The organism is Pseudomonas thermotolerans DSM 14292 (genome assembly GCF_000364625.1).
GTDB lineage: Bacteria > Pseudomonadota > Gammaproteobacteria > Pseudomonadales > Pseudomonadaceae > Aquipseudomonas > Aquipseudomonas thermotolerans.
Map to the genome: position 1 here is coordinate 1 of NZ_KB822613.1, position 26,638 is coordinate 26,638.

22 protein-coding genes and 3 tRNA genes are annotated in these 26,638 nt (G+C 63.9%); 11 read left to right on the forward strand and 14 right to left on the reverse strand.

Going from position 1 to position 26,638, the window contains the following annotated elements; genetic code table 11:
* A partial coding sequence (locus tag H165_RS19195) for an ATP-binding protein (RefSeq protein WP_017939185.1) occupies positions 1-161 on the forward strand: 161 nt, incomplete at its 5' end.
* Between the two features lie 192 nt (positions 162-353).
* Complete coding sequence (locus H165_RS0112040; protein WP_026146583.1) at positions 354-1,262, forward strand: AraC family transcriptional regulator; 909 nt, start codon at positions 354-356, stop codon at positions 1,260-1,262.
* A 6-nt stretch (positions 1,263-1,268) separates the two neighbouring features.
* On the opposite strand, the gene epsC is transcribed toward H165_RS0112040, so the two are convergent.
* The 7 genes from epsC to tig form a co-directional block, all read right to left on the reverse strand.
* The gene (epsC, locus tag H165_RS0112045; RefSeq protein WP_017939187.1) at positions 1,269-2,231 is read right to left on the reverse strand and encodes a serine O-acetyltransferase EpsC; all 963 of its coding nucleotides are present in this window, start codon (positions 2,229-2,231) and stop codon (positions 1,269-1,271) included.
* A gap of 294 nt (positions 2,232-2,525) precedes the next feature.
* Entirely contained in the window at positions 2,526-4,397 is a 1,872-nt protein-coding gene (locus H165_RS0112050) for a SurA N-terminal domain-containing protein (RefSeq protein WP_017939188.1), read from the reverse strand.
* 211 nt (positions 4,398-4,608) lie between these two features.
* Positions 4,609-4,881: a nucleoid-associated protein HU-beta gene (gene hupB / locus H165_RS19200; protein ID WP_017939189.1), complete on the reverse strand. Its 273-nt coding sequence runs from the start codon at positions 4,879-4,881 to the stop codon at positions 4,609-4,611.
* Between the two features lie 135 nt (positions 4,882-5,016).
* Positions 5,017-7,413, reverse strand: coding sequence for an endopeptidase La (gene lon, locus H165_RS0112060; protein WP_026146584.1), 2,397 nt, complete (start codon positions 7,411-7,413; stop codon positions 5,017-5,019).
* Between the two features lie 147 nt (positions 7,414-7,560).
* The gene (gene clpX, locus H165_RS0112065) at positions 7,561-8,841 is read right to left on the reverse strand and encodes an ATP-dependent Clp protease ATP-binding subunit ClpX (protein WP_017939191.1); all 1,281 of its coding nucleotides are present in this window, start codon (positions 8,839-8,841) and stop codon (positions 7,561-7,563) included.
* Positions 8,842-8,948: 107 nt separating this feature from the next.
* A complete protein-coding gene (gene clpP / locus H165_RS0112070; RefSeq protein ID WP_026146585.1) occupies positions 8,949-9,593 on the reverse strand; it encodes an ATP-dependent Clp endopeptidase proteolytic subunit ClpP in 645 nt (214 codons plus the stop codon).
* 90 nt (positions 9,594-9,683) lie between these two features.
* On the reverse strand, positions 9,684-10,994 hold the full coding sequence (gene tig, locus H165_RS0112075; RefSeq protein WP_026146586.1) for a trigger factor: 1,311 nt from the start codon (positions 10,992-10,994) through the stop codon (positions 9,684-9,686).
* A 188-nt stretch (positions 10,995-11,182) separates the two neighbouring features.
* On the opposite strand from tig, the gene H165_RS0112080 reads away from it, so the two are divergent.
* Positions 11,183-11,806, forward strand: a complete 624-nt coding sequence (locus H165_RS0112080; protein ID WP_017939194.1) for a hypothetical protein — start codon at positions 11,183-11,185, stop codon at positions 11,804-11,806.
* A 118-nt stretch (positions 11,807-11,924) separates the two neighbouring features.
* On the opposite strand, the gene H165_RS0112085 is transcribed toward H165_RS0112080, so the two are convergent.
* The 3 genes from H165_RS0112085 to H165_RS0112095 form a co-directional block, all read right to left on the reverse strand.
* Positions 11,925-12,009: transfer RNA gene (locus tag H165_RS0112085), tRNA-Leu, on the reverse strand.
* Positions 12,010-12,063: 54 nt separating this feature from the next.
* Positions 12,064-12,139: transfer RNA gene (locus tag H165_RS0112090), tRNA-His, on the reverse strand.
* 34 nt (positions 12,140-12,173) lie between these two features.
* A tRNA-Arg gene (locus H165_RS0112095) sits at positions 12,174-12,250 on the reverse strand.
* 280 nt (positions 12,251-12,530) lie between these two features.
* Between H165_RS0112095 and folD the strand changes: the two genes are divergently transcribed.
* On the forward strand, positions 12,531-13,385 hold the full coding sequence (gene folD, locus H165_RS0112100; RefSeq protein ID WP_017939195.1) for a bifunctional methylenetetrahydrofolate dehydrogenase/methenyltetrahydrofolate cyclohydrolase FolD: 855 nt from the start codon (positions 12,531-12,533) through the stop codon (positions 13,383-13,385).
* A 78-nt stretch (positions 13,386-13,463) separates the two neighbouring features.
* Here folD and cysS read toward each other — a convergent pair whose 3' ends face one another.
* Together cysS and H165_RS0112110 are read right to left on the reverse strand one after the other, a co-directional pair.
* Positions 13,464-14,849 carry a cysteine--tRNA ligase gene (cysS, locus tag H165_RS0112105; protein WP_017939196.1) on the reverse strand — a complete coding sequence of 462 codons (1,386 nt, stop codon included), beginning with the start codon at positions 14,847-14,849 and terminating at the stop codon, positions 13,464-13,466.
* Positions 14,849-16,531 carry a glutamine--tRNA ligase/YqeY domain fusion protein gene (locus tag H165_RS0112110; protein ID WP_017939197.1) on the reverse strand — a complete coding sequence of 561 codons (1,683 nt, stop codon included), beginning with the start codon at positions 16,529-16,531 and terminating at the stop codon, positions 14,849-14,851. The genes cysS and H165_RS0112110 overlap by 1 nt, the downstream gene beginning before the upstream one ends.
* A 122-nt stretch (positions 16,532-16,653) precedes the next feature.
* On the opposite strand from H165_RS0112110, the gene H165_RS0112115 reads away from it, so the two are divergent.
* Together H165_RS0112115 and lpxH are read left to right on the forward strand one after the other, a co-directional pair.
* Positions 16,654-17,151 carry a peptidylprolyl isomerase gene (locus H165_RS0112115; protein WP_017939198.1) on the forward strand — a complete coding sequence of 166 codons (498 nt, stop codon included), beginning with the start codon at positions 16,654-16,656 and terminating at the stop codon, positions 17,149-17,151.
* A 4-nt stretch (positions 17,152-17,155) separates the two neighbouring features.
* Complete coding sequence (lpxH, locus tag H165_RS0112120) at positions 17,156-17,881, forward strand: UDP-2,3-diacylglucosamine diphosphatase (protein WP_017939199.1); 726 nt, start codon at positions 17,156-17,158, stop codon at positions 17,879-17,881.
* Between the two features lie 42 nt (positions 17,882-17,923).
* Here the strand turns inward: lpxH and H165_RS0112125 are convergent, their stop codons facing one another.
* Complete coding sequence (locus tag H165_RS0112125; protein WP_017939200.1) at positions 17,924-18,526, reverse strand: MiaE family protein; 603 nt, start codon at positions 18,524-18,526, stop codon at positions 17,924-17,926.
* Positions 18,527-18,677: 151 nt separating this feature from the next.
* Between H165_RS0112125 and H165_RS0112130 the strand changes: the two genes are divergently transcribed.
* Positions 18,678-19,541 carry a universal stress protein gene (locus H165_RS0112130; RefSeq protein ID WP_026146587.1) on the forward strand — a complete coding sequence of 288 codons (864 nt, stop codon included), beginning with the start codon at positions 18,678-18,680 and terminating at the stop codon, positions 19,539-19,541.
* Between the two features lie 24 nt (positions 19,542-19,565).
* Here the strand turns inward: H165_RS0112130 and H165_RS0112135 are convergent, their stop codons facing one another.
* Complete coding sequence (locus tag H165_RS0112135; RefSeq protein ID WP_017939202.1) at positions 19,566-20,042, reverse strand: DUF1289 domain-containing protein; 477 nt, start codon at positions 20,040-20,042, stop codon at positions 19,566-19,568.
* Positions 20,043-20,440: 398 nt separating this feature from the next.
* Between H165_RS0112135 and acnB the strand changes: the two genes are divergently transcribed.
* The 4 genes from acnB to alaC all read left to right on the forward strand — a co-directional run bounded on the left by acnB (position 20,441) and on the right by alaC (position 26,541).
* On the forward strand, positions 20,441-23,050 hold the full coding sequence (gene acnB, locus H165_RS0112140; RefSeq protein ID WP_017939203.1) for a bifunctional aconitate hydratase 2/2-methylisocitrate dehydratase: 2,610 nt from the start codon (positions 20,441-20,443) through the stop codon (positions 23,048-23,050).
* 302 nt (positions 23,051-23,352) lie between these two features.
* On the forward strand, positions 23,353-24,567 hold the full coding sequence (locus H165_RS0112145) for a CmpA/NrtA family ABC transporter substrate-binding protein (protein WP_017939204.1): 1,215 nt from the start codon (positions 23,353-23,355) through the stop codon (positions 24,565-24,567).
* An 18-nt stretch (positions 24,568-24,585) separates the two neighbouring features.
* Positions 24,586-25,164 (forward strand): ANTAR domain-containing response regulator, encoded by a 579-nt coding sequence (locus H165_RS0112150; RefSeq protein ID WP_017939205.1) that lies wholly within the window; start codon positions 24,586-24,588, stop codon positions 25,162-25,164.
* Positions 25,165-25,302: 138 nt separating this feature from the next.
* The gene (gene alaC / locus H165_RS0112155) at positions 25,303-26,541 is read left to right on the forward strand and encodes an alanine transaminase (RefSeq protein WP_017939206.1); all 1,239 of its coding nucleotides are present in this window, start codon (positions 25,303-25,305) and stop codon (positions 26,539-26,541) included.
* The last annotated feature ends 97 nt before the right edge of the window (positions 26,542-26,638 follow it).

A 26,638-nucleotide genomic window follows, 5' to 3' on the forward strand; every position in this document is an offset into this window, starting at 1 on the left:
GCCAAATGCCCGTGGACAACTGGCACGAACTGATCGGCGATCCAACCCTGGCCGACGCCATCCTCGACCGCCTGGTGCACAACGCCTACCGGATCAACCTCAAGGGCGAATCGATGAGAAAGCGGGTGAAGAAATTGACGACACCGGGCACCTCAGACTAACAATGCAACCCCTGCGTCGCTGCGCTCCGACTGCCCGGCCGGATGGCCGTGGAACAGGTGGCCAGATGGCCGTGGAATGCCTGGCCAGATGAGAGCGGACTGGGTGGCCGGATGGCGTGGAATCCGCAGGTTATAAGAAAACCCGGCCATATTCAGTCGTCGCAATCACTTGCTTTTGAGTCCTTTCATTAGATGAATTCATCCTCGCGCCCTTTCGAATGGTTATTAGAGAACCTGGAAGTCGAGACCAGCGTCTTCCATGTCGGCCGTTACTGCGGTGGCTGGCAGGCCAGCACCAGCGGTATGGCGCGGGCCAGCTTCCATCTGCTGCTGCACGGCGACTGCTGGCTGCACCGCGACGACGATGGCTCCAGCACCGCGCTGCGCGAGGGCGATGCGGTCTTCCTGCTCAGTGACCTGCCCTATCGACTGTCCAGCGAGGCCCAGGCGGCGGGCGCCCGGCACAGCCCCCGCCCGGCCATGCAAGCGCTGGCCGTCGGGCAGGCCGAGGGTACCGGGCTGGTCTGCGGCTTCTTCCACTTCCGTCCGGGGCTGAGCAGTCTGATCCTCGAGGCGTTGCCCAAGGTGCTGGTGCTGCGCGTCGGCGATCCGGGCAGCAGCGCGGCGCGCCGTCTATTCGAACTGATCCTCGCTGAATGCACCCGCCCTGCCGGACCTTCGGCCATGCTGCTGGAACGCCTCAGCCAGCTGCTGTTCCTCTACGTGCTGCGCGAACAGGGTCAGGTGGGCGACCTCGGCGGCCTGCTCGGTCTGGCCCGCAATCCGCAATTCGCCCCGCTTCTGGAGGCACTGATCGCCGAACCGGGCCGGGCCTGGAACCTCGCCGAGATGGCCGTGCTCACCGGCCTCTCCCGCTCGGCCTTCTGCAAGCGCTTCCAGGAACTGGCCGGCACCTCGCCGGGCCAGGTGCTGCTCGGCCTGCGCGTTCGCCAGGCCTGCCGCTTGCTGCGCCAGGGCCAGCCGGTGGCCGAGGTGGCCGAGGCGGTCGGCTACCAGTCGGTGGCCGCCTTCACCCGGGCCTTCGCCAAGCTCACCAGCATCCTGCCGGGCGCCTTCCGCAAGCAGTACGCCACCGGGTAACAGCGCTCAGGCGTCGTCGGAAGCGGACTGCCGGCCGCACTCCTGCTGCAGACTGGCCTGGGTGACGCTGCTGCCCGGCGGCACGCTGCGGGTGATCCATACGTTGCCGCCGATGGTCGAACCGGCGCCGATGGTGATGCGGCCGAGAATGGTCGCCCCAGCATAGATCACCACGTCGTCCTCGACGATCGGGTGGCGCGGCTGGCCTTTCAGGAGTTGGCCCTGCTCGTCGCTCTCGAAGCGCTTGGCCCCCAGGGTCACCGCCTGGTAGAGGCGCACCCGCTCGCCGATGATCGCCGTCTCGCCTATGACCACGCCGGTGCCGTGGTCGATGAAGAAGCTGCCGCCGATCTGAGCGCCTGGGTGGATGTCGATGCCGGTGGCCGAGTGGGCCAGTTCGGCGATGATCCGCGCCAGCAGCGGCAGGCCGGCGCAGTACAGGTGATGGGCGATGCGGTGGTGAATCACCGCCAGCACGCCCGGGTAGCAGAGCAGCACCTCGTCGACGCTGCGAGCCGCCGGGTCCCCCTTGTAGGCGGCGATCACGTCGCTGTCGAGCAGCCGGCGCATGGCCGGCAGGGCCTCGGCGAACTCCCGCACCAGGTGCTCGGCCCGGGTATCGACGTCGCCCTCATCACGCCGCGCCTGGCGGGCCGCATAGCGCAGCTCCAGACGGGCCTGCTCGTAGAGACTGTCCAGGGCCTGCTTCAGGGTAAGGGCGACGTACTGCTCCTCGCAGGCATGACGCAGGTCCTCCGGTCCCAAGCGCATCGGAAAGAGCGCCCCGCAGAGGTCGGTGACGAAGGTCTGCACCACCGCCGGCGACGGCAGCTCGCGATCAGCCTCGCTGTTGCGGCCGGTGCGCTTGCGCCAGTCCTGGCGTGCCTCGCGCAGTTGCTGGGTAACCTGGGCCAGCGGCCAACGGCTCGCCAGCTGATCGGGAGAGAGCTTGTAAGGCATGGAAGTCATGGCCCTGGATCAGTGCGAAGACCCGGAAGGATACCGCCTGGCTCCCGGCACGCCAGCAGTTTTTAGCTATGAAGGGCACCCGGGCCGCTCAGACTCTGAACAGTCGTAGCGCTCAGGTCCCACCCTTCCTCCCGCCTGTCCGCCGCCTGAACGGACGCAGCCGTCTTCGACAGAATCGCGGAACAGCGCGTGCCGAACGGCCGGAGAACTCGGGCAAGGCATCGCGTCAGCCTCCCCTCCAAAACGAAAGGGGCAGCTCTCGCTGCCCCTTGGCTCGGCCTCGCCGACCCCGGCCTACTTGCGCTCGATCTCCGCGCTGCGCTCCAGCTCGCGGCGGAAGGCGGAGAAGTCCTGCTGACCGCTGCGCGAAGCCAGGAACTGGCGATACATCTCGCGCTCGTCCTCGGCCAGCTCGTCATCCGGCTCGCTGACGCCCTTCAGCTGCAGGATCACGTAGTCGCCGTTGGCCAGAGCCACGCCAGCGAAGGTCGGCTTACCGTCCACCGGACGCGGCATGCGGAACAGGGTCTGCAGCACCACGGGCTCCACACCTTCCTGGCTGCGGGTCGCTGCTTCAATCTGCTGCCAGGTCTGGCCACCGGCGGCCTGCTCGACCGGGGTCTTGTCCTCGCGCAGACCGGCCAGGAGCTTCTCGCCTTCGCTACGCGCCTGCTCGGCGGCGCGCTTCTCGACCAGTTGCTCGCGAATGCTGGCCGCGACCTGCTCGAAGGGCAGTTGCTCGGGCTTCCGGTGCTCCTTCACCCGCAGCACCACGGCGGTGTCCGGATCCAGCTCCAGGAGGTTGCTGTTGGCGCCATCCTCCAGCACTTCCGGGCTGTAGGCGGCCTGGATCACCTGGTTGTTGGCGGTCAACCCCTCCCCTCCCTCACGCCCGAACGGTGCCGAGATCTGTACCTGGAGACCGAGCTCCTGGGCCGGCTGGGCCAGGTCGGACGCTTCGAAGGCGGCGTCCTCGAGAGCCTTGCTGGCCTCGACGAAACGCTGCTCGACCTGCTGGGCCTTAAGCTCGCGGACCAGTTTGTCCTTCAGGCTGTCGAAGCTGGGTACTTCCGGCGCCTGCACGTCCAGCAGCTTGATCAAGTGCCAGCCGTATTCGCTACGCACCGGCTGGGACACCTCGCCTTTCTTGAGCGCATACAGGGCGGTCTCGAACTCGCTGTCGTACACGCCGGGACCAGCGAAGCCCAGCTCGCCGCCGTTGTCGGCCGAACCTGGGTCCTCGGAGAACTCCTTGGCCAGGGCTGCGAAGTCCTTGCCCTCGTCGAGCTGTTTGCGGATCTCCTCGATCTTCGCCTTGGCCTGAGCCTCGTCGACCTTGTCGTTCACCTCGACGAGGATGTGCGCGGCATTGCGCTGCTCGGCCAGATTGGCGATCTCCCGCTGGTAGAGCGCTTGCAGCTCCTCGTCGCTGACCTCGACCTTGTCGAAGAAGGCGTCCTTCTTCAGTTCGACGTACTCGATGACCACCTGCTCGGGACTCATGTACTGGGCACTGTGCTCGTCGTAGTAGGCCTTGACCTCATCGTCGGAAACCTCGGCGTGCGCCTTGTCAGCCTTGACGGTGAGGCTGGCGAAGTCGCGGGTCTGGCGTTCCAGCCGGGCGAAGGAGCGGACTTCCTCGTCGGTGACGAAGCCGCTGCCGGCAATCCCGGCACGCAGCTGGGCGATCAGCATTTCCTGCTCAAGCATCTGGCGGAACTGCAAACGGGTGTAACCCATCTGGCGGATCACCTGATCGTACTTGTCGACGCTGAACTGGCCGTTCACCTGGAATTCCGGCGTCTGCAGGATCACCTGATCGAGCGCTTGCTGGGAAAACACGAAATCCGCATCGTTGGCGCTCTGCAGCAGCAGCTTGCGCTCGATCAGCCCCTTCAGCGCAGCCTCGCGCAGCAGTTTGTCGTCGAGGCGGGAAACGTCGAAATCCTTGCCCAGACGCTGGATGAGCTGGCGACGCTGCATGTCCACAGCCTGGCTCAGCTCGTTCTGGGTGATTTCCTCACCGTTGACCTCTGCCGCGACCTGGGTGTTGTTCACCGTGTTGATGATCGCGTCGAAGCCAGTCAAGGCCAGCAGGACGACAATGACCCCGATGATGGTCTTGGCGATCCAGCCTTGAGAATTATCCCTGATGTTCTGCAGCATGCTTTGCCCCCGAAAACGGCTGAAACGACAGCACAGCCGCGGAGTGTAGGTAGGTCCAAATATGAGAAAGGCGCATCCGAGGATGCGCCTTCGATTTTACTGCTGGAGCGGTCGAGTCACGTATCAGCGGAACTCGGGGCCGAGCGTCGACCGACTAGTTGCCGCTCCATGCCCAGGCGAGCCTGGCAGGGCTAGGCCCGAAGAGCGCCTATCAGTTGACGGCGTCCTTCAGGGCTTTACCGGCTTTGAAGCCCGGGATCTTGGCAGCAGCGATATTGATCGGCTTGCCGGTCTGCGGGTTACGACCAGTGCGGGCGGCGCGCTCTTTGACGGAGAAAGTGCCAAAACCAACCAGTACTACGGAGTCACCGGCCTTCAGAGCACCAGTAACGGATTCGATTACTGCATCCAGCGCACGGCCAGCGACAGCTTTCGGGATATCAGCAGATGCAGCGATGGCATCAATCAGTTCCGACTTGTTCACTCTAAGTCCCCTTATTCCTGTTGAGTTGTTTCTTAATTTTTGGTGTAAGCAAAGCGGGCGCCGAATGGCCTGCCGCCCCAAATAAGAGCCGCTTTATAACAAGCCCCTGAAAAATGTGTCAAGGAAGCCCCCCAGCTAATGCGTGCTGATTCGCTCCTTGGAGTCAGACTCGCGCTTGTCATCCTTTGCAACCATCTCCGGAGCCGCATCAGGCAAGGGCTCCGGGGCGTATTGCAGCGCAATTTGCAGGACCTCGTCAATCCATTTAACCGGTTTAATCTGCAGATCTTGCTTAATATTTTCGGGAATTTCCTTCAGATCCCGAACATTTTCTTCGGGAATGATCACAGTCTTGATTCCGCCCCGATGCGCGGCCAGCAATTTTTCTTTCAAACCGCCAATTGCCAGCACTTGGCCACGTAGGGTGATCTCCCCGGTCATGGCCACGTCGGCGCGGACCGGAATCTGCGTCAGAGCGGAAACCACCGCCGTGCACATGCCGATACCGGCGCTGGGACCATCCTTTGGCGTGGCCCCTTCCGGCATGTGGATGTGAATGTCGCGCTTCTCGTGGAAATCCACTGGAATCCCCAGGCTCTGCGCTCGGCTTCGCACTACGGTGAGCGCCGCGGTGATCGACTCGACCATCACGTCCCCCAGCGAGCCGGTCTTGATCAGCTGGCCCTTCCCAGGCACCACGGCGGCCTCGATGGTCAGCAGCTCGCCGCCCACCTGGGTCCAGGCCAGGCCGGTGACCTGGCCGATCTGGTCCTGCTGCTCAGCCAGACCGTAGCGGTACTTGCGCACGCCGAGGAAGTGCTCCAGCGAGTCCGGGGTCACAGTCACCTTGAAGCGCTTCTCGCTGGCGTGCTCCTTGACCGCCTTGCGGCAGACCTTGGCGATCTGCCGCTCCAGACCACGCACGCCCGCCTCGCGGGTGTAGTAGCGGATGATATCGCGGATCGCCGCCGGCTCGAACTCCAGCTCTCCCTTCTTCAGGCCGCTGGCCTGGGTCTGCTTGGGCACCAAGTACTTGACGGCGATGTTGACCTTCTCGTCCTCGGTGTAGCCCGGCAAGCGGATCACCTCCATGCGGTCCAGCAGCGGCGCCGGGATGTTCATGGAGTTGGCGGTGCACAGGAACATCACATCCGACAGGTCGTAGTCGACCTCCAGGTAATGGTCGTTGAAGCTGTGGTTCTGCTCGGGATCGAGCACCTCGAGTAGCGCCGAGGCGGGATCGCCGCGCATGTCCTGGCCCATCTTGTCGATCTCGTCGAGCAGGAACAGCGGATTGCGCACGCCGACCTTGCTCATCTTCTGGATCAGCCGGCCCGGCATGGATCCGATGTAGGTGCGCCGATGGCCACGGATCTCGGCCTCGTCACGCACGCCGCCGAGAGCCATGCGCACGAATTTGCGGTTGGTAGCGCGGGCGATGGACTCGGCCAGCGAGGTCTTGCCCACGCCAGGCGGGCCGACCAGGCAGAGCACCGGCCCCTTGAGCTTCTTCACCCGTTTCTGCACGGCAAGGTATTCGAGGATGCGCTCCTTGACCTCTTCCAGGCCATAGTGATCGGCATCCAGGATGGATTCGGCGCGGGTCAGGTCGAAGCGCACCTTGGTCTCGGCCTTCCAAGGAACGTTCACCAGCCAGTCGATGTAGGAGCGTACCACCGTGGCTTCCGCCGACATCGGCGACATCTGCTTGAGCTTGTTCAGCTCGGCCTGGGCCTTGGCATAGGCCTCCTTGCTCATGCCCGCTGCCTCGATGCGCTTCTTCAGCTCCTCAAGCTCGCTGTGGCCTTCGTCGCCGTCACCCAGCTCCTTCTGGATGGCCTTGATCTGCTCGTTCAGGTAGTACTCGCGCTGGCTACGCTCCATCTGCTTCTTGACGCGGCCACGGATGCGCTTTTCCACCTGCAGCAGATCAATCTCGGTATCCAGCAGGGCCAGAACGTGCTCGACCCGCGCGGTCAGGTCGGTGATCTCGAGAATTTCCTGTTTCTGCTCGATTTTTAGCGCCATGTGCGCCGCCATGGTATCCACTAGGCGGCCGGGCTCGTCGATGCTGTTCAGAGACGATAGCACCTCGCTGGGCACCTTCTTGCCCAGTTGCACGTATTGCTCGAACTGACCGAGCAGGCTGCGGACGAACACCTCGGCCTCCCGTTCGGAGACCTCCGGTTCGTCAACCAGCGAAACCTCGACGCGGTAGTGACCGTCCGCCTCGATGAAGCGCTCAATGGCCGCACGCTGCTCACCTTCGACCAGCACCTTCACGGTACCGTCCGGCAACTTGAGAAGCTGCAGCACAGTGGCCACGGTGCCTACGCGATAGAGCGCATCCTCGCCGGGATCGTCATCGGCCGGGTTCCTTTGCGCCACCAGCAGAATTTGCTTGTCGCCGGTCATCGCAGCTTCCAGGGCTTCGATCGACTTCTCGCGGCCGACGAACAGCGGGATGACCATGTGAGGGTAGACCACCACATCACGCAGCGGCAAAAGAGGCAATTCGACTGTTGTCTTCATGATTTCGGCTCTACGGCGGCCTTTCGGCCGTGGATGTCTGGGCACTGCCCTTGCCCCTAAGATGGAGGCAGGGGCAGGAAAAAACAAGCATTCAGATCGGAAATGAAAAGGGGCCCATCAAGGGCCCCTTTGCGGTCGGGTGGACGATCAGGCCTCCGGCGCCGCCTTTGCGGGCTGTTCGCTGTTCTCGTAGATCAGCAGCGGCTTGGAGGTCCCGGCGATTACGCTCTCGTCGATCACCACCCTGCTAACCCCGCTCTGCGAGGGAATGTCGTACATGGTATCCAGCAGCACCCCCTCGAGGATCGACCGCAGGCCGCGAGCGCCGGTCTTGCGTTCCAGGGCACGACGCGCTACCGCGCGCAGGGCGTCCGGACGGAACTCCAGCTCGACACCTTCCATTTCGAACAGCTTGGCGTACTGCTTGGTCAGCGCGTTCTTCGGTTCGGTGAGGATCTGCACCAGAGCAGCCTCGTCCAGCTCGTCCAGAGTGGCGATGACCGGCAGACGACCGACGAACTCGGGGATCAGGCCGAACTTGACCAGATCGTCCGGTTCCACCTGACGCAGGGATTCGCCGACCTTCTTGCCCAGATCGGGGCTGCGAACCTCGGCATTGAAACCGATGCCACCCTTGCTGGAACGGTTCTGGATGACCTTTTCCAGACCGGAGAAGGCGCCACCGCAAATGAACAGGATGTTGCGGGTATCGACCTGCAGGAACTCCTGCTGCGGGTGCTTGCGGCCGCCCTGCGGCGGTACCGAAGCCACGGTGCCTTCGATCAGCTTGAGCAGAGCCTGCTGCACGCCCTCACCGGAAACGTCGCGGGTGATCGACGGGTTGTCCGACTTGCGGGAAATCTTGTCGATCTCGTCGATGTAGACGATGCCCATCTGGGCCTTCTCCACATCGTAGTCGCACTTCTGCAGAAGCTTCTGGATGATGTTCTCGACGTCCTCACCCACGTAGCCGGCCTCGGTCAGGGTCGTGGCATCGGCGATGGTGAACGGGACGTTGAGCAAACGGGCCAGGGTTTCCGCGAGCAGCGTCTTGCCCGAGCCGGTGGGACCGATCAGCAGGATGTTGCTTTTGCCGAGCTCGACGTCGTCCTTCTTGTCGCGCTGGTTGAGACGCTTGTAGTGGTTGTAAACCGCCACCGCCAGGATCTTCTTGGCGCGCTCCTGACCGATGACATATTGATCGAGGATGCTGCTGATTTCCTTGGGCGCGGGAAGTTTGTGCGCGTTGCTTTCGGCCTGGGCTTCCTGCACCTCCTCGCGGATGATGTCGTTGCACAGGTCGACGCACTCGTCGCAGATAAAGACCGAGGGGCCGGCAATCAACTTGCGTACTTCGTGCTGGCTTTTGCCGCAGAAAGAGCAATAGAGCAGTTTGCCGTTGTCCTCGCCGTTGCGGGTATCAGTCATTCGATCAATCCAATCCGGTAGGCTTGAAACACAAGATGAAGGCAAATGCGGGCATTTTCAAGCCCGCGCAACGGCCGGCAGGCAGCCGGCCGCGTGGGATTGACGGTTTAGCCGACGATCTGACGACGGGTCAGAACCTGGTCGATGAGTCCGTATTTCACCGCCTCTTCACCGCTCATGAAGTTGTCGCGGTCGGTATCCTTCGCGATCACTTCGATCGGCTGGTTGCAGTGATGGGCGAGAATCCGGTTCAGGCGCTCACGGATGGTGAGGATCTCCCGGGCGTGGATCTCGATGTCCGAGGCCTGGCCCTGGAAGCCGCCCAGTGGCTGGTGGATCATCATCCGCGAGTGCGGCAAGCAGTAGCGCTTGCCGGCGGCACCACCGGCCAGCAACAGGGCCCCCATACTGCAGGCCTGACCGATGCAGATGGTCGATACGTCCGGCTTGATGAACTGCATGGTGTCGTAGATCGACATGCCCGCGGTCACCGAACCACCCGGCGAATTGATGTACAGGTGGATGTCCTTGTCCGGATTCTCAGCCTCAAGGAACAGCAACTGAGCCACGACCAGGTTGGCCATGTAGTCCTCGACCGGGCCGACCAGGAAGATCACCCGCTCCTTCAACAGACGGGAGTAGATGTCATAGGCGCGTTCGCCGCGAGCAGACTGCTCGATCACCATGGGCACCAGACCGCCGGCGGCCTGGATATCGGGCATTTGCTGCATGTGGAGGGGGTTACGGGACATGTCGTGCGATCGCTCCCTAGTTTTCATGTCTCAGATACGCATAAGCCAGCACGGAGGCTGGCTTATGGTGTGCTCTAACAGCGGTTGGGGTCAGTCGGCTTTCGGAGCCTCAGCCGGCTTAACCGCTTCCTCGTAAGAAACCTGCTTGTCGGTCACTTGGGCCTTCTGCAGGACAGTATCTACAACTTGCTCTTCCAGCACAACCGAGCGCACCTCATTCAGCTGCTGCTCGTTCTTGTAGTACCAGGCCACTACCTGCTCGGGCTCCTGGTAGGCCGAGGCCATTTCCTCGATCAGCTCGCGAACGCGGGCTTCATCCGGCTTCAGCTCGTACTGCTTGACCACCTCGGCAACGATCAGACCCAGCACCACGCGACGCTTGGCCTGCTCCTCGAACAGCTCGGCCGGCAGCTGATCCGGCTTGATGCTGCCACCGAACTGCTGAACGGCCTGAACGCGCAGACGGTTCACCTCGTTGCTGACCAGCGCCTTCGGCACTTCGATCGGGTTGGCGGCCAGCAGACCTTCCATGACCTGATTCTTCACCTTGGACTTGATGGCCTGGCGCAGCTCGCGCTCCATGTTTTTGGACACTTCGGCGCGGAAGCCTTCCAGACCACCCTCCTTGATGCCGAACAGGGCGAAGAATTCGTCGTTCAGCTCGGGCAGCTTGGGTTCGGCAACGCTGTTGACGGTGACTGTGAACTGGGCAGCCTTGCCGGCCAGATCCAGGTTCTGGTAGTCGGCCGGGAAAGTCAGCTCCAGCACGCGCTCCTCACCGGCCTTGGCGCCGACCAGACCTTCTTCGAAGCCCGGGATCATGCGACCGGAGCCCAGCACCAAGGTGGTGCCCTTGGCGGAACCGCCGGCGAAGGCTTCGCCGTCGATCTTGCCGACGAAATCGATGTTCAGTTGATCGCCGTTCTGGGCCTCACGCTCGACCGTCTCGAAACGGGTGTTCTGCTTGCGCAGGATCTCCAGCATGTTGTCGACGTCAGCGTCCTTCACTTCGGCCTGCAGACGCTCGACGGTGATGCCTTCGAAACCGGCCACCTGGAACTCGGGGAAGACCTCGAAGGTAGCGACGTATTCCAGGTCCTTGCCCTTCTCGAAGGTCTTCGGCTCGACGGACGGAGCACCGGCCGGGTTCAGTTTCTGGGCGACGATGGCCTCGTAGAAGGTTTCCTGGATCAGGTCGTTCAGAGCTTCCTGACGAGCGGCACCTTCATAGCGCTGGCGAATGACGCTCATGGGCACCTTGCCCGGGCGGAAACCCGGGATCTTGGCGCGGCGGGCAGTCTGCTGCAGACGCTTGTTGACTTCGGTCTCGATACGCTCGGCAGGAACGCCGACGGTCATGCGACGCTCAAGAGCAGAAGTGTTTTCAACAGAAACTTGCATGGATATTCCTCATTGCACAGACGTTAGCCGGCCTTACCAGCCCCAGATCAAGGGCAAGCATTCTAGTGGCTGATTTCGCAGAAGTCACCTGCTGGACACAGGCCGACCGACAGAGGCTACAGACCGCTGCTCCCAGCACATCAAGGTACCTTGGCAGCCCCAACACCCCATTCAGGAGGAATGAAGCAATGGACCTGTATCAACAAGCCCAAGCACTGGTGGACGACAATCGACTCACTGCCGTTATCTCTGCAGTAGTGACAATGCTTTCCCTGCTTCCAAAGCTACTCTCGCCCCTATTCAAAACCCTCCAGACGCATAGCTGGCAGCCTGCGCGCAAAACTTTTGAGCAATTAAAAAGCCTGCGCTCCAGCACATCCAACAACCCCGAGCTCAATCAGTACCTTGAAAAAGCCATTGAGCTAGAAGCCTTCCGATTAGCCTCCGGCATCTCCACCAGCGAAGCAAAAATGAAATTTTTGCTTCGCCTAGCCCAAGACGGCACCTGGACCAAGCAGCAGCTGAGGCTCCTCTGCAAGCACATCGAGATTCCAGAGGGCAGCACAGAGCCCCGACTAGCAATCAGCACCTTCGACAAGATGACAGCCGCTTGGAGCGCCATCGCAGCCATGGTCATTTGCGCAGCAGGCTCAACAGTTTTCGTCGTCTCAGCCTACCAATTCAGCCTTAAAGGACTGATTACCGGCGCAGGCAGCCTGGCGATCAGCCTTACTCTCGGGCGCTTCGTCGTAGACGACTATCTCAGCTACAGAATTGCCCGCCGCACACAAACCCTAATGCAACACAGGTGAACACCTTCCTTTAACGAAAAAAGGCAGCCCCGAGGCTGCCTTTTCGTGCCCGCCGTTCCCCAAACGCTCCCGCTCAACGGCGAGCTTGGGAAAAAGCCCTTTAAAACAGGCGGTTAGATGGTGCGGACGGAGAGACTCGAACTCTCACACCTTGCGGCGCCAGAACCTAAATCTGGTGTGTCTACCAATTCCACCACGTCCGCAGAACTATCCCCAAAGCAAGACGCCAGGCATGAACCTGGCGTCTTGGGAAAAGATGGGGTGGACGATGGGAATCGAACCCACGACAACAGGAATCACAATCCTGCGCTCTACCAACTGAGCTACGCCCACCATATTGCATTGCACCGCTTGCTGAACTGCCGAATGGCGCACCCGGCAGGACTCGAACCTGCGACCATCCGCTTAGAAGGCGGATGCTCTATCCAGCTGAGCTACGGGCGCTCAGTCATCGGCACTTCGGTTGAAGCACAGATTAAAAGCTCTGGCCAACGCAAATCAAAAAATCGATTCGCACCCGCCTTCTAACCCAGCGCTAGCCGTGCTCGACAAGCGGGGCGCATCATAAAGGGGCCCATGCTGGGCGTCAACCATAAAATGCAAAAAAATCAGCGAGATAAATAAGTTACGGGAAAAACCGACCCTCCCCGCCTTTGCCCACCCGGCCGGGCATGCGAGAATGCGCGTCCTTTTTCATTCCTTTCCAAATGGTTAGCCACGCGTCATGACCGCACAACTGATTGACGGCAAAGCGATCGCCGCCAACCTTCGCCAGCAGATCGCCCAGCGCGTCGCCGAGCGTCGCCAGCAGGGCCTGCGCGCCCCCGGCCTGGCCGTAATCCTGGTGGGCAACGACCCGGCCTCCCAGGTCTACGTCTCGCACAAGCGTAAGGATTGCGAGGAGGTGGGCTTCGTTTCCCAGGCCTACGACCTGCCGGCCAGCACCACCCAGCAGGAACTGAGCGACCTGATCGATCGCCTCAACGACGACCCAAACATCGACGGCATCCTCGTCCAGCTGCCGCTGCCCGCCCACCTGGACGCCTCGCAGCTGCTTGAGCGCATCCGCCCGGACAAGGACGTGGACGGCTTCCACCCCTACAACATTGGCCGTCTGGCCCAGCGCATCCCGCTGCTGCGCCCCTGCACCCCGAAGGGCATCATGACCCTGCTGAACAGCACCGGCCTGGACTTGTACGGACTGAACGCCGTGGTCGTCGGCGCCTCCAACATCGTCGGCCGCCCCATGGCCCTGGAGCTGCTGCTGGCCGGCTGCACCGTAACCGTCACCCACCGTTTCACCAAGGACCTGGCCAGCCACGTGGCCAATGCCGACCTGCTGGTCGTGGCCGTCGGCAAGCCCGGTCTGGTCAAGGGCGAATGGATCAAGCCCGGCGCCGTGGTGATCGACGTCGGCATCAACCGCCAGGCAGACGGCAAGCTGGTGGGCGACGTGGTCTACGAGACCGCCCGCGAGCGCGCCAGCTGGATCACTCCGGTCCCGGGCGGCGTCGGCCCCATGACCCGTGCCTGTCTGCTGGAGAACACTCTCTACGCCGCCGAACAGCTGCACGCCTGAGGCGCATCCCCGAAACGAAGAAAGGCCGCATCAGCGGCCTTTTTATCTGGTTTATCTGGCAGCCAAGAATCGCCTGCCCTACTCCGCCAGGCGCCAGGTAGTGCCGCCCTTGCCGTCCTCCAGCACCACCCCCATGGCAGCGAGCTGGTCACGGATGCGGTCGGACTCTGCCCAGTTCTTCGCCGCGCGAGCCTCGAGGCGCGCCTGGATCAGCGCTTCCACCTGGACAGCGTCCACCTTGCCGGCGGCGCCGGCCTGCAGGAAGGCCTCGGGCTCCAACTGCAGCACGCCGAGCAGCCCGCCCAGGGCTTTGAGGCGCGCCGCCAGAGCGGCCGCCGCCTGGAGATCGCTGTCGCGCAGACGGTTGATCTCACGGACCATCTCGAACAGCACTGCGCAGGCTTCCGGGGTGTTGAAGTCGTCGTCCATGGCCGCGGCGAAGCGCTCGACGAACGCCTCACCACCGGCCGGCGCGACCGCTGGCAAGCCCTTCAGGGCATGGTAGAAGCGCTCCAGGGCACCCTTGGCCTCGCGCAGGCTGTCCTCGGAATAGTTGATCGGGCTGCGGTAGTGGCTGGACACCAGCAGATAGCGCACCACCTCGGGGTGGTACTTCTCCAGCACCTCGCGGATGGTGAAGAAGTTGCCCAGGCTCTTGGACATCTTCTCGCCGTCCACGCGCACCGCGCCGGCGTGCATCCAGGTCGAGGCGTACGGCTTGCCGGTGGCAGCCTCGCTCTGCGCGATCTCGTTCTCGTGGTGCGGGAACACCAGATCAGGGCCGCCGCCGTGGATGTCGAAGGTCTCGCCCAGGCAGCAGGTGGACATCACCGAGCATTCGATGTGCCAGCCAGGGCGGCCGGGGCCCCAGGGCGACTGCCAGCTCGGCTCGCCGGGCTTGGCGCCTTTCCAGAGCACGAAGTCCAGAGGATCTTCCTTGATTTCGTCCACCTCGATGCGCGCGCCGATCTTCAGATCCTCGATCTTCTTGCGCGACAGCTTGCCGTAGCCGGCGAACCTGCCAACCCGGTAGTAGACGTCGCCGTTGCCGGGGGCATAGGCGTAGCCCTTGTCGATCAGGGTCTGGATCATCGCGAACATGCCGTCGATGTGCTGGGTAGCCCGCGGCTCGATGTCCGGACGCAGCACATTGAGGCGTGCCTCGTCCTCGTGCATGGCGGCGATCATGCGTTCGACCAGCGCCTCGAACGGCTCACCGTTCTCGTTGGCGCGGCGGATGATCTTGTCGTCGATGTCGGTGATGTTGCGCACGTAGGTCAACTGGTAACCGCTATGCCGCAGCCAGCGGGCGATCACGTCGAAGGCCACCATCACCCGGGCATGCCCGATGTGACAGAAGTCGTAGACGGTCATGCCGCACACGTACATGCGCACCTGGTTGTCGACCAAGGGCTTGAAGGCCTCCTTGGCCTTGCTCAGGGTGTTGTAGATCGTCAGCGCCATTATTGGCCACCCCAGGAGTCACGCAGAGTCACGGTACGGTTGAACACCGGCGCGCCCGGCTTGCTGTCCTTCAGGTCAGCGCAGAAGTAGCCCTCGCGCTCAAACTGGAAGCGATCCTCAGGCTGCGCCTGAGCCAGCGACGGCTCGGCGCGGCAGCCCTTGAGGACCACCAGGGAATTCGGGTTGATGTTGTCGAGGAAGCTGCCGCCCTCCTCGGCCTTTTCCGGGTTCGGCGAGCGGAACAGGCGGTCGTACAGGCGCACCTCGCACTCGATGCTGCCGTTCACCGGCACCCAGTGGATCACCCCCTTGACCTTGCGGCCCACCGGGTTGTTGCCCAGGGTATCCGGGTCATAGGAGCAGCGCAGCTCGACGACATTGCCAGCGGCATCCCTGATCACCTCGTCGGCACGGATCACGTAGCTGCCGCGCAGACGCACCTCGCCGCCGGGCACCAGGCGCTTGTAGCCGGGCGGCGGGTTTTCCTCGAAGTCGCTGGCGTCGATGAATATCTCGCGGGAGAACGGCAGCACGCGCACGCCCATGTCCTGCTTGGGGTGGCGCGGCAGCTCGAGGTTCTCCACCTGGCCTTCCGGGTAGTTGCTGATCACCACCTTGAGCGGGCGCAGCACGCACATGGCGCGCGGCGCGGTGGCGTCCAGGTGGTCGCGGATGGCGAACTCCAGCATGCCGATGTCCACCACGCCACCGGCGCGGTTGACGCCGATCATCTCGCAGAAGTTGCGGATCGATTCCGGGGTGTAGCCGCGGCGGCGGTAGCCGGACAGGGTGGACATGCGCGGGTCGTCCCAGCCGTCCACGTGCCCCTCGTCCACCAGTTGCTTGAGCTTGCGCTTGCTGGTGATGGTGTAGTTCAGGTTGAGCCGGGCGAACTCGTACTGGCGCGGCTTGCAGGGCACCGGCAGGTTCTCCAGGAACCATTCGTAGAGGGGCCGGTGATCCTCGAACTCCAAGGTGCAGATTGAATGGGTGATGCCCTCGATGGCGTCCGACTGCCCGTGGGTGAAGTCGTAGCTCGGGTAGATACACCACTTGTCGCCGGTCTGGTGGTGATGGGCGTGACGGATGCGATAGAGGATGGGGTCGCGCAGGTTCATGTTCGGCGACGCCATGTCAATCTTCGCGCGCAGCGACTTGGAGCCGTCGGGGAACTCGCCGGCCTTCATGCGCTGGAACAGGTCAAGGTTCTCCTCCACCGAACGGTCGCGGTACGGGCTGTTGCGCCCCGGTTCGGTGAGGGTACCGCGGTACTCACGCATCTCCTCCGGCGACAGGTCGCAGACGAAGGCCTTGCCGGCGCGGATCAGGTACAGCGCCCACTCGTAGAGCTGGTCGAAATAGTCCGAGGCGAAGCGCACCTCGCCAGCCCAGTGGAAGCCCAGCCACTTCACGTCGCGCTTGATGGCGTCGATGTACTCCTGGTCTTCCTTGGCTGGGTTGGTGTCGTCGAAGCGCAGGTGGCAGTCGCCGCCGAACTCCTCGGCCAGGCCGAAGTTCAGGCAGATGCTCTTGGCATGGCCGATGTGCAGGTAGCCGTTCGGCTCCGGCGGAAAGCGGGTGACGATCTTGGTGTGTTTGCCAGACTCCAGGTCGGCCTGGACGATCGGGCGCAGGAAGTTGGCGGCGGCGTTGGGCTTGGGATCGACAGTGGGCTTGCTCATGGGATCCTTGATGGTGCTAGTGCAGCGACTCAGGGTAGGCCGCTAAAGTCAAAGCGCTTATCATAGCCGAAGCTGTCAACCCCCTGACAGGCCTTCGATTTTCCCGACAGAGCGATTCCACCATGATCAAACTGCACACCAACTACGGCGTAATCACCCTGCAACTGTTCGCCGACAAGGCCCCGGAAACCGTGGCCAACTTCGAGGAGTACGTGAAGGCCGGTCACTACGACAACACCATCTTTCACCGGGTGATCAACAACTTCATGATCCAGGGCGGCGGTTTCGAGCCCGGCATGAAGCAGAAGGCGACCCGTGCGCCGATCAAGAACGAGGCCAACAACGGTCTGTCCAACAAGGTCGGCACCATCGCCATGGCCCGCACCATGGAGCCCCACTCGGCCAGCGCTCAGTTCTTCATCAACGTCGCCGACAACACCTTCCTCGACCACAGCGCGCCCACCGTCCAGGGCTGGGGCTACGCAGTGTTCGGCGAAGTGGTCGACGGCATGGACGTGGTCAACAAGATCAAGGCCGTGCCTACCACCATGCGCGCCGGCCACCAGGACGTGCCGGTGGACGACGTAGTCATCGAGAAGGCCGAAATCGTCGCCGAGTAACCCGATGATCCTGCTGATCTCCGATCTGCACCTGGAAGAGAAACGCCCGGACATCACCCGGGCGTTTCTGCATTTCCTCGACACCCGCGCCCGCCAGGCCGAGGCGCTGTACATCCTCGGCGACTTCTTCGAGGTGTGGATCGGCGACGACGCCATGAGCCCCTTTCAGCGCCGGATCGCCCAGGCCCTGCACGCCCTGAGCGAGACCGGCACGCGCATCTATCTGATGCACGGCAACCGCGACTTCCTGATCGGTCGCGACTTCTGCCGCGCGGCCGGCTGCACCCTGCTCGCCGACCCGACCCGGGTGGAGCTGAACGGCGAGCCGGTATTGCTGATGCACGGTGACAGCCTGTGTACCCGCGACCTGGGCTACATCCGCCTGCGCCGCTGGCTGCGCAACCCGCTGTCCCTCTGGCTCCTCCGCCACCTGCCACTCGCCACCCGCCAGAAGCTAGCCCGCAAGCTACGCCAGGAAAGCCGCGCGCAGACCCGCATGAAAGCCAGCGAGATCACCGACGTGACGCCCGAGGAAGTACCGCGGGTGATGGCCGCCCACGGCGTGCGTACCCTGATCCACGGCCACACCCACCGCCCGGCCATCCATCGACTGGAGGTCGAGGGCCAGCCCGCGCAGCGCATCGTGCTCGGCGACTGGGACAGGCAGGGCTGGGCCCTGCAAGTGGACGACCAAGGGGGCTTCCACCAGACGCCCTTCGCCCTCGACTGAGCGTCCCGCCAGGCGCCTCCCACTAAAAAGGAGACCGTCGCCTCAGGCAGCCACGCCGCTGTGGAAACGGAACTCCTCGTCGGGGGTGAGGATGGCGTCGCGCTCCACCTGGGCGAAGAACGCCACTCGCTCGTCGATGGGCTCCTCTGCGTACTGACGGGCCAGCGCCAGGTAGCCCTGGTAGTGGCGCGCCTCGGACTTCAGCAGCGAGCGGTAGAAGCTGCCCAGCTCCTCGTCCAGGTACGGCGCCAGCCGGTAAAAGCGCTCGCAGGAGCGCGCCTCGATGAAGGCGCCGACGATCAGGGTATCCACCAGCTTGTGCGGTTCGCCACTGCGGATGTGCTTGTGCAGGCGCTGAGCGTAGAGCGCCGCGGTGACCGGCCGGTAGCGAATGCCGCGCTTCTCCATCAGCGCCGCCACCTGCTCGAAGTGGCGCAGCTCCTCCCGCGCCAGGCGCGACATGCGGTACTGCAGGTCGGCCTTCTCCACGTAGCGGAACAGCAGGGTCAGCGCCGTGGAAGCCGCCTTCTTCTCGCAGTTGGCGTGATCGATCAGCAGCAGCTCCTCGTTCGCCAGCGCCTGGGCGATCCAGGCATCCGGGGTCGGACAGAGCAGGAAGGATTCGATTTCCGGAATCAGGGACATGGAGCTAGGGCCGTATGGTCGGAAGGCTGGGCATTATACGAATGCCGGCCGACAGGACCAGCGCCGGCAATTGATCCAGCTCAAGAGTCATTCCCCCCACCAGCAACTACAGTTGTAGCTGGCATCGCAATGCTCAGGGAGGCGTCCGAACATGCAAGCAATACGCAGCATTCTGGTGGTAATGGAACCCGATCAGCCGGAAAGTCTCGCTCTGCGGAGAGCCAAGCTGATCGCCAGCGTCACCCAGTCGCACCTGCACCTGCTGGCCTGCGACAAGAAGCATGACCACTCGGCCTATCTGGACGAAATCAGTGCCGGCCTCCAGGAGGAAGGCTACAGCGTCTCCAGTCAGCAGGCCTGGCACGAATCCCTGCACGAAACCATCATTACCGTCCAGCAGGCCGAGGGATGCGGCCTGGTGATCAAACATCACCGCCCGGACAGCCCATTGAAAAAGGCCCTGCTCACCCCGGACGACTGGAAGCTGCTGCGCTACTGCCCGTCCCCGGTGCTGATGGTGAAGACCGATCGGCTCTGGAGCGGCGGCACCATTCTCGCCGCGGTGGACGTCGGCAACTCCGACAGCGAACATCGCAGCCTGCACGCCGCCATCATCAGCCATGCCTACGACATCGCCAGCCTGGCCAAGGCTCAGCTGCACGTGGTCTCCGCCCACCCCTCGCCGATGCTCTCCGCCGCCGACCCGGTGTTCCAGCGCAAGGAGACCATCGAGGCGCGCTACCGCGAACAGTGCAAGAGTTTCCAGGCCGAATACGGCTTCAGCGACGAGCAGCTGCATATAGAGGAAGGTCCGGCCGACGTGCTGATTCCCTACGTGGCCGGCAAGCTTGGCGCGGTGGTCACGGTGATAGGCACGGTAGCGCGCACCGGACTGTCCGGGGTACTGATGGGCAATACCGCCGAAGTGGTGCTGGATACCCTGGAAAGCGACGTACTGGTCCTCAAGCCCGACGAAGTCATCGATCACCTGGAGAAGCTGGTCGCCCTGCGCTAGCGGCAGCCCCACCGACCGGGTCGATCAGACCCGGCTGTCCACGCCCTCGCGGAGGAATTTCGGCGCGATGTAGCGTTCGTAGTGAGCTTCGGAAAGCAGGAAGAACTCCCGATCGATGGCATCGCGCAGCTCCACCAGCGAACAGCGACGGAACTCCGGCAACAATGCCACGCCATAGGCCTCCAGCTGGGTGATCTGCCGCGCGCCGCGGGCGATCAGTTGGTAGGCCCAGCAATAGGGCGACTGCTCGGGCACGAAACGGATGCCGTGCAGCTCCAGCTTGCCGCGCAGGCGCCCGGCGTCGAACACGTCCAGCTTGTCCTGCACCACCTGGATCAGCAGGTATTCGAGGCGCTGCCAGACCGCCCGCTTCTCCTCCTCGCGATACAGGTTCCAGTTCACCACCTCGTGATGGAAGCGCTTGCAGCCGCGACAGACCAGGTCGCCGTAGACGGTGGAGCAGAGGCCGACGCAGGGCGTCTTGATGCGCGTGACGGACATGGCGGGATAGGGAATCGACAGGTGAAACAGGCCGGCATCTTAGCCCTTTGTCTAAGGAGGGTCACCCCGCATCGGGTGGGGGTTTTGGCTTAACTTTGCCCTTCCTTTCCAGTAGAATCCCCCCGCCTCTAGAGGCGCCGATGTCCGTAAGAAGCTGTTTTCAAAGCGTCACGAGCACAGTTTTCTCCAGCAGGAGCACGTTGGCGCCGGATCTCCTTCCGGGTCCTGCGCGCCAACCCCGTCCACCCGCCCCTGTAAGCGTAAAACTTTGAAAACAGCTTCTGGATGGGGCCACTGAAACCATCGTTCCCCGCCCATAAGGCGATGGCGCGGATGTGTTTAGCGGTTCCCGAACGCGTCCCGGACACCCGTTGGGACCACTGATGAGGGTAATAACTGTGCTTGAAGCCTATCGCAAACACGTTGAAGAGCGTGCCGCTCAGGGCATCCCGCCCCAGCCGCTGAACGCCGAACAAACCGCAGGTCTGGTCGAGCTGCTGAAGAATCCCCCGGCCGGCGAGGAAGCCTATCTCGTCGACCTGATCACCAACCGCGTTCCGCCGGGTGTGGACGAGGCCGCCTACGTCAAGGCCGGTTTCCTCTCCGCGATTGCCAAGGGCGAAGCCAGTTCCCCGCTGATCGACAAGAAGCGCGCCGTCGAGCTGCTCGGCACCATGCAGGGCGGTTACAACATCGCCACCCTGGTCGACCTGCTGGACAACGCCGAACTGGCTGACGTGGCTGCCGAGCAGCTCAAGCACACCCTGCTGATGTTCGACGCCTTCCACGACGTGGCCGATAAAGCCAAGGCCGGCAACGCCGCCGCCAAGGCCGTGCTGCAGTCCTGGGCCGACGGCGAGTGGTTCACCGCCCGTCCGGCCGTACCGGAGAAGATCACCCTGACCGTGTTCAAGGTGCCCGGCGAAACCAACACCGACGACCTCTCCCCTGCTCCGGACGCCTGGTCCCGCCCGGACATCCCGCTGCACGCCCTGGCCATGCTGAAGATGCCCCGCGACGGCATCCAGCCCGACCAGCCGGGCTCCATTGGCCCGCTGAAGCAGATCGAAGCCGCCAAGGCCAAGGGCTACCCGGTTGCCTACGTCGGCGACGTGGTCGGTACCGGTTCTTCCCGCAAGTCCGCCACCAACTCCGTGCTGTGGTTCTTCGGTGACGACATCCCCTACGTGCCGAACAAGCGCGCCGGTGGCTTCTGCTTCGGCACCAAGATCGCCCCGATCTTCTACAACACCATGGAAGACGCCGGCGCCCTGCCGATCGAATTCGACTGCACCAACCTGGCCATGGGCGACGTCATCGACGTGTACCCGACCAAGGGCGAAGTGCGCCGTCATGACACCGACGAGCTGGTCACCACCTTCCAGCTGAAGACCGACGTGCTGCTGGACGAAGTCCGCGCCGGCGGCCGTATCCCGCTGATCATCGGCCGTGGTCTGACCGAGAAGGCTCGTGCAGCCCTGGGCCTGCCGCCGTCCACCCTGTTCAAGAAGCCGCAGGCTCCGGCCGACAGCGGTAAGGGCTTCACCCTGGCCCAGAAGATCGTCGGCCGCGCCTGTGGTCTGCCGGAAGGCCAGGGCGTGCGCCCGGGCACCTACTGCGAGCCGAAGATGACCACCGTCGGTTCCCAGGACACCACCGGCCCGATGACCCGCGACGAGCTGAAGGACCTGGCCTGCCTGGGCTTCTCCGCCGACCTGGTGATGCAGTCCTTCTGCCACACCGCGGCCTATCCGAAGCCGATCGACGTCAAGACCCACCACACCCTGCCGGACTTCATCATGACCCGCGGCGGCGTGTCCCTGCGTCCGGGCGACGGCATCATCCACAGCTGGCTGAACCGCATGCTGCTGCCGGACACCGTGGGTACCGGCGGTGACTCCCACACCCGCTTCCCGATCGGTATCTCCTTCCCGGCCGGTTCCGGTCTGGTGGCCTTCGCCGCGGCTACCGGCGTGATGCCGCTGGACATGCCGGAGTCGGTTCTGGTGCGCTTCAAGGGCAAGATGCAGCCCGGCATCACTCTGCGTGACCTGGTGCATGCCATCCCCTACTACGCCATCCAGCAGGGTCTGCTGACCGTCGAGAAGAAGGGCAAGAAGAACATCTTCTCCGGCCGCATCCTCGAGATCGAAGGTCTGGAAAACCTGACCGTGGAGCAGGCGTTCGAACTGTCCGACGCCTCCGCCGAACGTTCCGCCGCCGGCTGCACCATCAAGCTGTCGAAGGAATCGATCGCCGAGTACCTGAAGTCCAACATCACCATGCTGCGCTGGATGATCAGCGAAGGCTACGGCGACGCCCGTACCCTGGAGCGCCGCGCCCAGGCCATGGAAGCCTGGCTGGCCAACCCGCAACTGCTGGAAGCCGACAAGGACGCCGAATACGCTGCGGTCATCGAGATCGACCTGGCCGAGGTCAAGGAGCCCGTGCTGTGCGCCCCGAACGACCCGGACGACGCCCGCCTGCTGTCGCAGGTCGCCGGCGACAAGATCGACGAGGTGTTCATCGGTTCCTGCATGACCAACATCGGTCACTTCCGCGCGGCCGGCAAACTGCTCGAGAAGGTCAAGGGCGGCATCCCGACCCGTCTCTGGCTGGCTCCGCCGACCAAGATGGACCAGCATCAGCTGGTCGAGGAAGGCTTCTACGGCATCTACGGCAAGGCCGGCGCACGCATGGAAATGCCGGGCTGCTCGCTGTGCATGGGTAACCAGGCTCGCGTGCAGACCGGTGCAACCGTGGTCTCCACCTCCACCCGTAACTTCCCGAACCGTCTGGGCGACTCCACCAACGTGTACCTGGCCTCCGCCGAACTGGCAGCGGTCGCCTCGATTCTCGGCAAGCTGCCGACCGTCGAGGAGTACATGGCCTACGCGAAGGATATCGACAGCATGTCTGCCGACATCTACCGCTACCTGAGCTTCGACCAGATCGCCGAGTACCGGGAAGCGGCCGAGAAGGCCAAGATCCCGGTCGTTCAGGCCTGAGTCTTGCGGTAATCGGAAAAGCCCCGCCCTGTGCGGGGCTTTTTCTTGGTAACGGCCATTCACGGCCCGGCTCGCCGACTTGCCGGCCGACAACCAGCAACTAGTGCCTCCGGGAGAAGCCAGAGCACTGAGTCGCCCCTTTTTCCCACGGACCACCACCAGCCTGGCATATCGCTTGCTTGCTGAGCACCAGCAACACCTTCTCCAACGGCGGGGGAGGCTTCTGGACGACGGCGTCGCTTCCTGCCATCACTAGCGTGACGGCCGGGAGGGCGCTTTTTTGCCTTGCAGGCGGACCAGCGATGAGCGAATACGACAATCCCCGCAGCGATGCCCTGGCCTGGGTGGCCGGCTCCGATGCCCCGGAGAAGAGCAGCCTGGAAATCGGCTTCATGCCGCTGACCGACTCGGCTTCGCTGATAGTCGCGGCGACCCAGGGCTTCGCCCAGCCCTACGGCCTGACCCTCAATCTGCGCCGTCAGGCCTCCTGGGCGACCCTGCGCGACAAGCTCCTGGCAGGCGAGCTGGACGCCGCGCAGATGCTCTACGGCCAGGTCTACGGCATTCACCTGGGGATCGGTGGGCCGGCCGCCGAGATGACCATCCTCATGGGCCTGAACCAGAACGGCCAGGCCATCAACCTCTCCGAGCCGCTGCGCCAGGCTGGAGTGACCCATCCCGAAGCGCTGACCAAGAGCGTGCACCAGGAAGGCGCACGCCTGACCTTCGCGCAGACCTTCCCCACCGGCACCCACGCCATGTGGCTGTACTACTGGCTGGCCGCCCATGGCATCCACCCTCTGCAGGACGTGGCCAGCGTGGTGGTGCCGCCGCCGCAGATGGTCGCTCACCTGCAGGCCGGACGCATCGACGGCTTCTGCGCCGGTGGCCCCTGGGGCGCTCTGGCCATCGAGCAGGGTCAGGGCTTCACCATCGCCACCAGCCAGCAGATCTGGGCGGACCACCCGGAGAAGGTCCTCGGCGTCACCCGCGAGTTCGTCGAGCGCTATCCGAACACCACCCGCGCCATGATCCAGGCAGTGCTGGAAGCCAGCCGCTTCATCGACGCCGACGAGGAGAACCGCCGCAGCACCGCCCAACTGATCAGCGGCCGCGACTACCTGGACGCGCCGCTCGCGGCGATCCTGCCGCGCTTCCTCGGCCAGTACCGCGACGGTCTCGGCAACGCCTGGCAGGATGCCCACCGGCTACGCTTCTTCGCCGACGGCGAAGCCACCCTGCCCTGGCTGTCCGACGGCATCTGGTTCATGACCCAGTTCCGCCGCTGGGGCCTGCTGCGCGAGGACCCGGACTACTTCGGCGTGGCCCGCCGCATCCACCAGCTGGATCTGTACCGCGAGGCCGCCGGGGCCCTCGGCATCGCCGTGGCGAACGAGCCCATGCGCAGCGCCACCCTGCTCGATGGCAGCCGCTGGGACGGCAGCGACCCGGCTGGCTACGCACGCAGCTTCGCCATCCACGCAGGCGACGCGTGCGCCGCGAGCACCGCCCACTGACGCCCGGGGACGCGCACGATGCTACGCATTCTCCTCATCAACGACACGGCGAAGAAGGTCGGCCGTCTGAAGAACGCCCTGGTCGAGGCCGGCTTCGAGGTGATCGACGAGCCCGGGCTGGTCATCGACCTGCCGCAGCGCGTCGAGGCCCTGCACCCGGACGTCATCCTCATCGACACCGAATCCCCCGGCCGTGACGTCATGGAACAGGTGGTGCTGGTCAGCCGTGACCGGCCGCGGCCCATCGTGATGTTCACCGACGACCACGATCCCAAGGTGATGCGCCAGGCCATCCAGGCCGGGGTCAGCGCCTACATCGTCGAGGGCATCCAGACCGAGCGCCTGCAGCCGATCCTCGACGTGGCCATCGCCCGCTTCGAGAGCGACCAGGCCCTGCGCGCCCAGCTCCAGGCTCGCGAGCAGCAGCTCGCAGAGCGCAAGCGCATCGAGTTGGCCAAGGGCCTGCTGATGAAGATGAAGCAATGCGGCGAGGAAGAGGCCTACACCCTGATGCGCCGCCAGGCCATGAGCCGCCAGCAGAAGCTGATCCAGGTGGCCGAACAGGTCATCGCCATGCACGAGATGCTCGGCCACTGAGCAGCGCCGACCGGGAGCACTGCTGAGGTCCGTCCTGGCCCTCGACAGGCCTGCCTGGCAGGCGTATGGTGCGCTCCTGGCCAGGCCCTGGCCAACGTCGCTCGGACGGTTCCGGGCGCTTACGTGCATGAGGAAATCATGGCTGAGAACGCCAAGCGCCGCTTTGCGCGCATCGATCGTCTCCCCCCCTACGTTTTCAACATCACCGCCGAACTGAAGATGGCCGCCCGCCGCCGCGGTGAGGACATCATCGACTTCAGCATGGGCAACCCCGACGGCGCCACCCCGCCGCACATCGTCGAGAAGCTCTGCACTACCGCGCAGCGCGGCGACACCCACGGCTACTCCAGCTCCCGCGGCATCCCGCGCCTGCGTCGGGCCATCGCCAACTGGTACCGCGAGCGCTACGCCGTGGACATCGACCCGGAAAGCGAGGCCATCGTCACCATCGGCTCCAAGGAAGGCCTGGCACACCTGATGCTGGCCACCCTGGAACATGGCGACACCGTGCTGGTGCCCAACCCCAGCTACCCGATCCACATCTACGGCGCAGTGATCGCCGGCGCCCAGGTGCGCTCGGTGCCGCTGATCCCCGGCGTGGACTTCTTCGCCGAGCTGGAACGGGCGATCCGCGAGTCCATTCCGAAGCCGAAGATGATGATCCTCGGCTTCCCCTCCAACCCCACCGCGCAGTGCGTGGAGCTGGACTTCTTCGAACGCGTGGTAGCCCTCGCCAGGCAGTACGGCGTGCTGGTGGTCCATGACCTGGCCTATGCCGACATCGTCTACGACGGCTGGAAGGCGCCGTCGATCATGCAGGTACCGGGCGCCAAGGACATCGCCGTGGAATTCTTCACCCTGTCGAAGAGCTACAACATGGCCGGCTGGCGCATCGGCTTCATGGTCGGCAACCAGGAGCTGGTGGCCGCCCTCGCGCGGATCAAGAGCTACCACGACTACGGCACCTTCACCCCGCTGCAGGTGGCCGCCATAGCCGCCCTGGAAGGCGACCAGCAGTGCGTGCTGGATATCGCCGAACAGTACCGCCAGCGCCGCAACGTACTGGTCAAAGGCCTCCACGAGGCCGGCTGGATGGTCGAGAATCCCAAGGCCTCCATGTACGTCTGGGCGAAGATCCCCGAGCCCTACGCGCACCTGGGCTCCCTGGAGTTCGCCAAGAAGCTGCTGGCCGAGGCCAAGGTCTGCGTATCGCCGGGCATCGGCTTCGGCGACTACGGCGACGACCACGTGCGCTTCGCGCTGATCGAGAACCAGGACCGCATCCGCCAGGCGGTGCGCGGCATCAAGGCGATGTTCCGCGCCGACGGCCTGCTGCCGCCCGGCAAGCCGCGCAAGGCCCACGCCGAGGCAAGGTAAGCCCCGCCCTCGCGGCCCCTCCCCGGAGGGGCCGCCCTGTCAAGAGCCTCAGCGCTCCGAGTGCCTAGCACCTTCTCAGGACATTTCTCCTTCCAAA

What these genes read in the sequence shown, in the direction of transcription:
- H165_RS0112040 (WP_026146583.1), top strand. Translation starts at nt 354, where the DNA reads ATGAATTCATCCTCGCGCCCTTTCGAATGGTTATTAGAGAACCTGGAA.
- epsC (WP_017939187.1), bottom strand. Translation starts at nt 2,231, where the DNA reads ATGACTTCCATGCCTTACAAGCTCTCTCCCGATCAGCTGGCGAGCCGT.
- H165_RS0112050 (WP_017939188.1), bottom strand. Translation starts at nt 4,397, where the DNA reads ATGCTGCAGAACATCAGGGATAATTCTCAAGGCTGGATCGCCAAGACC.
- lon (WP_026146584.1), bottom strand. Translation starts at nt 7,413, where the DNA reads ATGAAGACAACAGTCGAATTGCCTCTTTTGCCGCTGCGTGATGTGGTG.
- clpX (WP_017939191.1), bottom strand. Translation starts at nt 8,841, where the DNA reads ATGACTGATACCCGCAACGGCGAGGACAACGGCAAACTGCTCTATTGC.
- clpP (WP_026146585.1), bottom strand. Translation starts at nt 9,593, where the DNA reads ATGTCCCGTAACCCCCTCCACATGCAGCAAATGCCCGATATCCAGGCC.
- tig (WP_026146586.1), bottom strand. Translation starts at nt 10,994, where the DNA reads ATGCAAGTTTCTGTTGAAAACACTTCTGCTCTTGAGCGTCGCATGACC.
- H165_RS0112080 (WP_017939194.1), top strand. Translation starts at nt 11,183, where the DNA reads ATGGACCTGTATCAACAAGCCCAAGCACTGGTGGACGACAATCGACTC.
- folD (WP_017939195.1), top strand. Translation starts at nt 12,531, where the DNA reads ATGACCGCACAACTGATTGACGGCAAAGCGATCGCCGCCAACCTTCGC.
- cysS (WP_017939196.1), bottom strand. Translation starts at nt 14,849, where the DNA reads ATGGCGCTGACGATCTACAACACCCTGAGCAAGGCCAAGGAGGCCTTC.
- H165_RS0112110 (WP_017939197.1), bottom strand. Translation starts at nt 16,531, where the DNA reads ATGAGCAAGCCCACTGTCGATCCCAAGCCCAACGCCGCCGCCAACTTC.
- H165_RS0112115 (WP_017939198.1), top strand. Translation starts at nt 16,654, where the DNA reads ATGATCAAACTGCACACCAACTACGGCGTAATCACCCTGCAACTGTTC.
- lpxH (WP_017939199.1), top strand. Translation starts at nt 17,156, where the DNA reads ATGATCCTGCTGATCTCCGATCTGCACCTGGAAGAGAAACGCCCGGAC.
- H165_RS0112125 (WP_017939200.1), bottom strand. Translation starts at nt 18,526, where the DNA reads ATGTCCCTGATTCCGGAAATCGAATCCTTCCTGCTCTGTCCGACCCCG.
- H165_RS0112130 (WP_026146587.1), top strand. Translation starts at nt 18,678, where the DNA reads ATGCAAGCAATACGCAGCATTCTGGTGGTAATGGAACCCGATCAGCCG.
- H165_RS0112135 (WP_017939202.1), bottom strand. Translation starts at nt 20,042, where the DNA reads ATGTCCGTCACGCGCATCAAGACGCCCTGCGTCGGCCTCTGCTCCACC.
- H165_RS0112145 (WP_017939204.1), top strand. Translation starts at nt 23,353, where the DNA reads ATGAGCGAATACGACAATCCCCGCAGCGATGCCCTGGCCTGGGTGGCC.
- H165_RS0112150 (WP_017939205.1), top strand. Translation starts at nt 24,586, where the DNA reads ATGCTACGCATTCTCCTCATCAACGACACGGCGAAGAAGGTCGGCCGT.
- alaC (WP_017939206.1), top strand. Translation starts at nt 25,303, where the DNA reads ATGGCTGAGAACGCCAAGCGCCGCTTTGCGCGCATCGATCGTCTCCCC.